General features: G+C 66.1%; 10 protein-coding genes. 4 read left to right on the top strand and 6 right to left on the bottom strand.

Translation table 11 applies throughout. From position 1 onward, the window contains the following. Positions 1 to 84 precede the first annotated feature (84 nt). Positions 85 to 1092: a Bug family tripartite tricarboxylate transporter substrate binding protein gene (locus tag DY468_RS19600; protein ID WP_164606506.1), complete on the top strand. Its 1008-nt coding sequence runs from the start codon at positions 85 to 87 to the stop codon at positions 1090 to 1092. A 240-nt stretch (positions 1093 to 1332) separates the two neighbouring features. After that, positions 1333 to 2553, top strand: a complete 1221-nt coding sequence (locus tag DY468_RS19605) for an EAL domain-containing response regulator (RefSeq protein WP_164606508.1) — start codon at positions 1333 to 1335, stop codon at positions 2551 to 2553. Positions 2554 to 2564: 11 nt separating this feature from the next. Here the strand turns inward: DY468_RS19605 and DY468_RS19610 are convergent, their stop codons facing one another. Then, a complete protein-coding gene (locus tag DY468_RS19610; RefSeq protein ID WP_246701052.1) occupies positions 2565 to 3023 on the bottom strand; it encodes a hypothetical protein in 459 nt (152 codons plus the stop codon). Between the two features lie 277 nt (positions 3024 to 3300). Here DY468_RS19610 and DY468_RS19615 point away from each other — a divergent pair, with 277 nt between their 5' ends. Next, the gene (locus DY468_RS19615) at positions 3301 to 3603 is read left to right on the top strand and encodes a hypothetical protein (RefSeq protein ID WP_164606524.1); all 303 of its coding nucleotides are present in this window, start codon (positions 3301 to 3303) and stop codon (positions 3601 to 3603) included. 18 nt (positions 3604 to 3621) lie between these two features. Here the strand turns inward: DY468_RS19615 and DY468_RS19620 are convergent, their stop codons facing one another. Together DY468_RS19620 and DY468_RS19625 are read right to left on the bottom strand one after the other, a co-directional pair. After that, positions 3622 to 4833, bottom strand: a complete 1212-nt coding sequence (locus DY468_RS19620) for a hypothetical protein (protein WP_164606510.1) — start codon at positions 4831 to 4833, stop codon at positions 3622 to 3624. Positions 4834 to 4963: 130 nt separating this feature from the next. Next, positions 4964 to 5590, bottom strand: coding sequence for an NUDIX hydrolase (locus tag DY468_RS19625; RefSeq protein WP_164606512.1), 627 nt, complete (start codon positions 5588 to 5590; stop codon positions 4964 to 4966). 78 nt (positions 5591 to 5668) lie between these two features. Here DY468_RS19625 and DY468_RS19630 point away from each other — a divergent pair, with 78 nt between their 5' ends. Continuing rightward, positions 5669 to 6094 (top strand): PaaI family thioesterase, encoded by a 426-nt coding sequence (locus DY468_RS19630; protein ID WP_164606514.1) that lies wholly within the window; start codon positions 5669 to 5671, stop codon positions 6092 to 6094. A gap of 15 nt (positions 6095 to 6109) precedes the next feature. On the opposite strand, the gene DY468_RS19635 is transcribed toward DY468_RS19630, so the two are convergent. The 3 genes from DY468_RS19635 to DY468_RS19645 all read right to left on the bottom strand — a co-directional run. Further along, the gene (locus DY468_RS19635) at positions 6110 to 6856 is read right to left on the bottom strand and encodes an HAD family hydrolase (protein WP_164606516.1); all 747 of its coding nucleotides are present in this window, start codon (positions 6854 to 6856) and stop codon (positions 6110 to 6112) included. 317 nt (positions 6857 to 7173) lie between these two features. Continuing rightward, positions 7174 to 7551 carry a response regulator gene (locus DY468_RS19640; protein WP_164606517.1) on the bottom strand — a complete coding sequence of 126 codons (378 nt, stop codon included), beginning with the start codon at positions 7549 to 7551 and terminating at the stop codon, positions 7174 to 7176. 171 nt (positions 7552 to 7722) lie between these two features. Beyond that, positions 7723 to 8352 (bottom strand): MBL fold metallo-hydrolase (locus DY468_RS19645; protein WP_164606519.1); only part of this gene is annotated, 630 nt, incomplete at its 5' end.

The raw sequence follows: 8352 nt of genomic DNA on the forward strand, positions 1-8352 counted from the left end.
CGAATCGCGCGCTTAGGATCATGCTGGCCGCTCGAAGAAGCGGGCAGCGCTGCCTGTCAGCGTCGACAACGCGCAAGGGACTCGATGATCGAACCCCTCCATCCGCGCTCGCGCATCAACCGGCGCAATCTGCTGCGCAGCGCCGGCGCAGCGATTGCGCTGCCGCTGCTGACGCGAACGGCCCGTGCCGGTGACTGGCCTGAGCGACCGGTGACGCTGGTCGTGCCGTTCGCACCCGGCGGCACCACCGACGTGCTCGCCCACCTCCTCGCAGAGGTCCTGACCAGGCACTATCGCCAGCCGTTCGTGATCGCCAACAAGACCGGCGCGAGCGGCAATATCGCCGCAGCCTTCGTGGCCAGCGCCCCGCCCGACGGATATACTTTTCTCATCGGCACACCCGGCATCCACGCCACCAACCGGCTCGTCTATCGCAGCATGGACTACGACCCGGTCGCCGACTTCGCGCCGGTGATCCTGATCGCGCGCGTGCCCAACCTGTTGTCGGTGACCAAGGCTCTGCCGGTGACCAGCGTCGCCGAGCTGATCGACTACGCGCGCCAACGTCCGCGCCAATTGGTCTATGGCGTCTCCGCACTGGGGTCGACCGGCCATCTGTCGACGGAACTTTTCAAGACCATGACCGGTATCGAGATCACGCCGCTGCCGTTCAAGGGATCGGCGCCGATGCTCCGTGATCTCGCCGACGGGCGTGTGCATCTCACCATCGACAATCTGCCTGCGTCCAAGCCGCTGGTGGAAGCCGGCGAGATCCGTGCGCTGGCGTTCACGACGGCGAAGCGCTGGGAGCCGATGCGGCAACTCCCGACGATCGCCGAATCCGGCCTGCCCGGCTACGAGACCGCATCCTGGTTCACCATCGGCGCGCCGCGTGCGACGCCGCCAGAGATCGTGACCAGCCTCAACGCCACCGTCGCGGCGTATCTCGGCAGCGCCAGCGGCGCGGCGCAACTACGTCGGATCGGCGCCGAACCGAACGGCGGCTCGCCCGAAGATATGCGGCGTCACGTCCTCGCCGAGATCGTGCGATGGGAGAAAGTGGCGAAGACCGCCGGGATCGTTCCACTCTAAGCCCGGGCCGCGCCGGTCGCGCGTACCAGACCACCTTCAGTCGGGTTGTCGCGATTCAGGGCAGGACGGTGGCATGGCACCTAACCCCATCGGATCGTTTGCGTTTCAAAACATCGCATTTGAATCATAGGCACCCGTTTAACCCTACCGGGGACTTAGTGTGGGTGACTGATTAATTCCACATTTTGATCTCTCTCCAACCCCTAAAGTTTGGTTCGTTATTTCCGGGGGGATGATTCCATGAGAGCAACGACGGAAGCCGAGGCGTGCGTACCTGCGGGCGGCTTCGGCCGCCGCAAGGTGGCGCCGCGCGCGTGCATCGTCGATCGCAAGCCGCATTTACGGGCCTTTCTCGCCGATGCGTTGGAAGAGCATCGCTTCGTCACCAGCGACTGTGCCGGGGCGTTGGAGCTTCCGGCACGGCTCACCGAGCATCAGCCCGACCTGCTGGTGATCGGCTCGACTATCGACGGCATCGAGGCCGAGGCGATTCTCGATGCGCTGGCGGCGGCCGGCTTTGCCGGCAGCGTGCTGACGATCGCGGCGCGCGAGACGATCATGTCGGACGCAATCCGCCGGCACGGCGCCGAGCGCGGACTGAACATGCTGCCGCCGCTGGCGACCCCGTTCAGCGCTCAGACGCTGAGCCATAGCCTGGCGCCGCTGGTGCCGCAGGAGCCGGCGCCGGAACCGGAAATCGATGTCGCCGAGGCCCTGAAGGCCGGCTGGCTCGAGCTGTGGTATCAACGCTGCGTCGATGCGCATTCGCTGACCCCGCAAGGGGCCGAGGCGCTGCTGCGGATGCGGCATCCGAACTGGGGCGTGGTGTCGCCGTCGGCCCTGATGCCGGACCACAACGATCCACATTTCCGGGGACTCTCGGAGTTCGTGGTGCGGCGCGCCGTCGCCGACTGGCACTATCTGCTCGACCATCAGGGCCCGATCGATCTTTCGATCAATCTACCGGTGAGCTTTCTCGGCAACGACAACGCGCTCGACGATCTCGCCGGCTGGATTCCGCAGCATCCGGCATTCGGCGGGCTGATCATCGAAGTCAACGCCGAAGAGATCGTCGATCATCTCCCCGAAATGGCCGAGATCGGCCGCCGGCTGCGGCTGCGCAATGTCGCGATCGCGATCGCGATCGACAAGGTCGGCGCCGATTGGCCGTCCCTGATGTATCTCGACAATTTTCCGTTCGTCGAACTGAAGGTCGACCGCACGTTCGTCACCGGCTGCGCCGACGACCGGCTGAAACGGTCGGTGTGCAAGCGGATCGTCGAACTCGCCGGCGATTACGGCGCGCGCTGCACCGCGACCGGAATCGAAACCCGCGCCGACTTCCAGGCCGCGCACGAACTCGGCTTCGACAAGATGCAGGGCTATCTGTTCGGCAAGCCGATGGGGCTGAAGAAATTCGCCCGCGCCGCCCATGCGCGCCCGGTGGCGATGCACGACTGAGAGACGCGGCCTCAGTCGAACGTCATGTCCACGCATTTGGCGACATCGTCGCCGAGGCCCGACGCGATGGTGATGCAGCCGCGCACCCGGCGCTGCTTGGTATCGGCAGCCCACACCACGTAGCCACCTGGACCGAAGAACGCGTTGGTGTTGGCCGGCTCGGTCTCGGCGCCATCGAACTGGTAATCGCCGTCAGTGTCGAAGATCCGCGGCCGCCGAAAGCAGCCGCCGTCGGTCTGGACGTTGATGACTTCCTTGTTGTCCCGCGTCATCGCGAGGCTGACGACGCAGCGGAAGTACTCGGAGGTCTTGACGTTGAACAGATACGCGTAGGACCTGCAGGTGGCGGTCACCAGCCTGCCCGGGCTCATGCCGCGACTGCAGGCGATGCGCTGATTGTTGCTGAGCCGGTATTCGTCGGCCGTGGCCGGCGCCGATGCGGCGAGTGCGACCAGCCCGGTCGCCACCATCGCGCCGATCCAACAGCCCTGCATCGCGCGCTTGTGCATCGTCGTCCTCCCGCTGCGGCCGCCTCGGCGTGAATGGCGACTCGGCGGCCGAACCATAGCGGCGAGGACCATCGGGTAAAATCACAAAGTCGAACCAAGTGCCCCTGACACGCGACCGACATCAGACGACGGCATTGTCGGCGCACGAGTCCGTTCGCAATTTGTTCAAAGAGAGCACCGCATGGCTTTCGTTCGGGTCTGCAGCACTGTCGCCATCCCGCTCTGTGGTCGCCGGACGATGACGGTCTCTCCCGCCACCTTGCTGACGACGCTCGCCACCCTGGCGGCATTGACGTCGGTGGCACGCGCAGGCGGCGGCGAACCCTGGGTGCTGTCGCCCGACATGGGCTACGGCTACACCCGCGACGGCAGGACGCTGGCCTTCAAGATGGGCACCAGCAACGCCAAGGAACTGCTCAAGGGCGCCAGGAAAGTGCCGCGCGAAACGCTGTTCTTCCTCGGCGCCAACGGCCAGCTGTATATGCGCTCCGGGCCGTTCCTCGAAGGCGACGGCAGCTTCAAGTTCGGCGCCGATCAGTAGCGCCGAACCCGGCCGCGATCAGCGCTGCGCGGTGGTCTCGAACGCGGCGAACAGTTCGCGCGCACCCGGATTGTTGCTGTTGGCGTCCATCCGCGCGTCGGTGACGGCGAGCAACTTCGCCACCGTGTTGTGGCGGATCGCCACCGGATTGCGCTCGTAGCCGGAACGCTGGAAGAAATTCGCGGTCGGCACCACTTCGCGCATTTCCTGCGGCATCGTCACCATGTCGAGGCCGGTGCTGTCGCCGGTGAGATTCATCATCTCGAGTTCGGCGGCGGTGAGCCGCTCGCGATACCCCTTGCGCTGCGCGAACACCACCGAGGTCAAGAGCTTGTGGGTCTGCAGCAGCGGGCCGACGTCGACGTCCAGCACCAACGCGTGCACGCCCCAGCCTTGCGGGGTGCGGCCGAGCTTCTCGTGCTCGCTCCAGCTGCCCGGGATCGAGCGCGCGAACGTCACCATCCGCTTCACCACCGCGATCTTGCGTTCGAGCGCCTGACGCCGCGGCCCCGACAAGGTCGCGGCCTGCTCGTTCAGCGACCTGATGATCTGGTTGCCCTGCTCGGCGAGCAGCACCAAGGTGTTGGTGGTGAGCAGCTGATTGTAACCGATCGCGGTCGAGATCGGGCGCGACCCGGGCCGCTTCTTGCTGAGCCCGGACTGCATGTCGTGATCGCCGTTGCCGCCGGTCTCGAACGCATAGACCCGCACCGCCTGGTCGCGCGTGAGCCCGGCCTCGCGGGCGGCGCGGGCGTAGGCGCGCTTGAACTCGGCCTCGCTCGACGGACGCTGCGGCGTGAACTGATAGTATTGCGCTGCGGCGCGGACGAAGTCGGCGACCACGGGAAGCGACTTGCGCTCGCGCGGCGGCTCGGTCGACGGCTCCGGATCGATCGGCCGTTTCGGGCCGTCATAGACCGGCGGCTGCGCCAGAACATAATCGTCGAGCGTGATCTGCTCGCCGGTGCGGCGCTTGGCGTTGCGGATGCGGCGCCGGTCGGCGATCGCGTCCCAATAGGCGCCGGCGTCGCGCTCGAATTCGGCGCGCGCGGCCTGATATTGTTGCAGCCGATAGCGATATTCGGCGATCGCCTGGGACGAGGCCGCCTGAGCCATCGCGTTCGCCACCGACGACGGCAGCGGCGCCGCGGTCTGGGCGAGCGCGTGGGATCCGAAGGCGAGCAGCGCGACCGGGGCGAGCCGGGCAAGATGGATGATCGAATAAGCCATGCCGCATCCTCGCCCGATAGGGTGAATGAACCGTTTCCTCACTGCTTGATCGCGGCATCACAAGCTGTGAACCCGGCGATTGTTTGTTCGAGCACGCGCCCGGCCCCTGCGCCGTCCGCGCGGAACCGAACTACTTCCAGGCGAACACCGGCTGTTCGAGATCGGCCACGCGGGTGACCCGGCCGGCCAGCACTTCGCGGAACTGATAGATCAGCGCCGCGGTCGGCGCATGGATGAAGTCGCCGTCATAACGGAACCGGATCACCCGACGGTCGCTCTCCGGAATCGAGGTGAAGTCGAACGCATCCGGAGGCGCAATGTCGCGCAACGAAATATGATGCACCGACGCGACCTCGTCCGGATTCGGCGCCAGCGCCCCGCCCGCCGCGGCCCAGGCCACCACCGGCGTCACCAGATAGCCCGAGCGGGTCGGATAGTCGTCGAGGATGCCGAGCACGTCGCCGGCATCCAGCGCCAGACCGAGTTCTTCGTGCAATTCCCGCAGCGCGGTTTCAGGCGCGGTCTCGCCGGCATCGCAGCGCCCGCCGGGCAGCGCCCATTGGTACGCGTGGGAACGCAGCCGCGGCGAGCGCCGCGTCAGCAGAAACGCCGCGCTGCCATCGTCCGCCGCGACCAGCGCGATTGCGACAGCAGCGCGCTTCAGGCCGGACGGCGTCAGCCCGTCGTCGTAACGCGGGAATGCGGCGCAGCGCGCGGCGATCAGGGCGCGGGTGGTGTCGTCGTGGACATTGCTCATGGTTCTTGACTACACCGCGTGCCTGACTGAGGAAACCGTCGTAGCGCCGAGCGACGGGCGCGCACGGAGACGCGATCGATGACCGAGACCACCACCGCCCGCAGCATGAAGGCCGACGGCTGGAGCGTGATCCACGACGACGGTTTCATCGATCTGGTCGGGCCGCTGTGGCATCGCTGCGTCGACGGCACCAACGAATATGCGATTGCGACCGCGGCCAAGCACCGCAACAAGCGCGGGCTGGTGCAGGGCGGGCTGATGATGACGCTGGCCGACCGCACCTCCGGCATCGCCGCCCGCGATCAGACCGGCGCGCCGCATCTCGCCACGGTGCAGATGGACACGCATTTCGTCGATGCCGCCGAGATCGGCGACCTACTGATCTCACGGCCGCGGGTGGTGCGGAGTACGCGCAGCCTGATCTTCACCTCGACCGAAGTCAGCGTCGATCGCCGCTGCATTATCCTGGCGCACGGCGTCTTCAAGATCGTGCGTCCGCGCTGACGACACCGCTGCGGCTCAGCCGGCGCGGCACCACCGTGCCAGCGCCTCCAGCGTGACCAGACGATCATCTGCGCCTGCGCCGGCGAGATGCCGATACGGCGCGTCGGGCTCGCCGAGATCGCTGAGCACCGCCAGCGCGCCGGCGAAGTCGTCACCCTCGGTGTAGATTCCCGGCGTCACGATGGTCGGCAAGCCCGCAGCGCGCGCGGCGCGCAGGCCGTTGGTGGAATCCTCGAACGCGATGCAATCGGCGGCCGGCAGCTTCAACAGCTCGAGCACATGGAGATAGACGTCCGGTGCCGGCTTCTTGGCCGGCACCATGTCGCCGGCGCCGATCGCGTCGAACCACGTCATCGCGTCCGGACCGAGCGCGGATTGCAACAGCGCCTCGACATTCGGCAGGCTGGTGGTGGTAGCAATCGCCAGCTTGATCCCGGCCGCCTTGGCCTCGTGGATCAATCGCGCCACACCGGGGCGAAGCGCTGCACCGGCGGCAACCAGCGCGGTGTATCGGTCGGTCTTGGCGCGGTGGAGTTGGGGGATCCGATCGGCTGCCCGCTCCGCGCCCTCCGGGCCGGACTGCAGGAAATGCGCGATCCGCTCTTTGCCACCCGCAACGTCGAGCAGCCGGCGGTACAGTGGCGCATCCCAGTGCCAGGGCAGGCCATCGTCAGCGAAGGCGGCATTGAACGCTTGGCGGTGGAGCTCTTCGGTTTCGGCAAGGGTGCCATCAACGTCGAAAATCAGCGCAGATGGTAACATAAAACCTATTAGCTCCGATACCGTGCCCATCGTCCGACAAGTGGACAAAAAATGGAACTGACAACGACTTAGGCAGGGTGTAAAGCAAACTTTACAATTACCATCAAGCGCCCTGATGTCCGAAATCGAACACGATTATCCTACGCCACGCAAATGCGAAAAGTGCGGTAGCGAGATGAAGCTGATCGGGCGGTTACCGCGACGGCTGCAGCATCCCGCTCGCACCGTGTTCCGCTGCGCCGGCTGCGACAACGTCGTTCAGGAGTAGGGCATCCGCGCCCGGGCATCGCGGCGCGCTCTGATCGTGGTGCAGCCGCTCATGCCCGCCACGAAAGAGCGTCCTGCATCAACCGCTGCAATTGCTTGCCGCTGAACGGCTTGGCCAGGCAATACACGCCGTTCTGCACCGTCATCCCTTCGCGCTCAAGCATCGCGGCATCGAATTCCGGCAGCATGCCGCTGATCACGATGATCGGAAGCTCGGGCCTGGCGGCGCGCACCGCCGCCAGCACGGTCATGCCGTGTACCTTGGGCAGGCTGAGGTCGATCAGCGCGATGGCCGGCGTGCTCTGCGACAGCAAATCCAGCGCAGCCGTGCCGCTGTCACACACCGTCACGCGGTGACCGGCCTTTCCCAGCGACAGATCCAGCACGATACGAACCGCGGGCTCGTCGTCGACGACCAGCACCTCCATCACCACCTCTTGGCAGTCGTAAGGACCGCATGTGCCGCGACGCGGAACGAGGACCGGCTGTGACGGTGTCAGACTGCCGCAGTTTACGAAACGAGCGCAACTGGTAACGCTACGAGCGCCGGAGACCGGCGCCCGCCTTTTCTCGAGCCGTTCCCCACGGCGGCGCGCTGATTACAGCGTGATCTCCATCAGGTCGCGCGCGACCACGAGCGGGCCGTTGTAGTGCTTCCTGACGTCCTGCATCCACATCTCGTCCGTGATGGTGTCGATGTCGCCGGGCACCAGATGCGTCATCACCAGCTTCTTGACCTTGGCGGCGGCGGCCAGCTTGCCGAGATCTTCGGTGGTGGTGTGCGACGCCAGCAGATGCTCCTTGAGTGTCGATGCGTTCTTGATCCGCGCCGCCAGCGCGTCGACGCCGGGCACGTACAGCGCCTCGTGGATCAACAGATCGGCGCCTTCGGCGAATTTGGCGATCTCCGGATTGTAGGCGGAGTCGCAGACATAGACGATGACGCCCTTCGGGGTCTCGAACTTGTAGGCGTAGTTGCGCTCCAGGATCGGCGGATGCGGGGTGCGCAGCGCGGTGACCTTGACCTTGTCGGTCGCCATCACCGGCCCGGACTCGGTGATCTCCTTGACCACCAGGAATTTGCGCGGGTCGGGCTTACCCTCGTCGGGCATCCGGATCTCGATATCGTCCTTCATCGACTGCCAGAACGCCTTCGCCAGCCCGTCGAGACCGACCGGCCCGAACGCGTCGATCGGGTGATTGAGCCCGGCCGACCAGGCGCCAGAGAC

Origin of the sequence: Rhodopseudomonas sp. BR0M22 (assembly GCF_010907035.1) — a bacterium.
GTDB lineage: Bacteria > Pseudomonadota > Alphaproteobacteria > Rhizobiales > Xanthobacteraceae > Rhodopseudomonas.

Bases quoted from the DNA above. Each gene is read 5' to 3' on its own strand.
- DY468_RS19630 (WP_164606514.1), top strand. From the start codon at position 5,669: ATGACCGAGACCACCACCGCCCGCAGCATGAAGGCCGACGGCTGGAGC.
- DY468_RS19600 (WP_164606506.1), top strand. From the start codon at position 85: ATGATCGAACCCCTCCATCCGCGCTCGCGCATCAACCGGCGCAATCTG.
- DY468_RS19635 (WP_164606516.1), bottom strand. From the start codon at position 6,856: ATGTTACCATCTGCGCTGATTTTCGACGTTGATGGCACCCTTGCCGAA.
- DY468_RS19640 (WP_164606517.1), bottom strand. From the start codon at position 7,551: ATGGAGGTGCTGGTCGTCGACGACGAGCCCGCGGTTCGTATCGTGCTG.
- DY468_RS19610 (WP_246701052.1), bottom strand. From the start codon at position 3,023: ATGGTGGCGACCGGGCTGGTCGCACTCGCCGCATCGGCGCCGGCCACG.
- DY468_RS19625 (WP_164606512.1), bottom strand. From the start codon at position 5,590: ATGAGCAATGTCCACGACGACACCACCCGCGCCCTGATCGCCGCGCGC.
- DY468_RS19605 (WP_164606508.1), top strand. From the start codon at position 1,333: ATGAGAGCAACGACGGAAGCCGAGGCGTGCGTACCTGCGGGCGGCTTC.
- DY468_RS19620 (WP_164606510.1), bottom strand. From the start codon at position 4,833: ATGGCTTATTCGATCATCCATCTTGCCCGGCTCGCCCCGGTCGCGCTG.
- DY468_RS19615 (WP_164606524.1), top strand. From the start codon at position 3,301: ATGACGGTCTCTCCCGCCACCTTGCTGACGACGCTCGCCACCCTGGCG.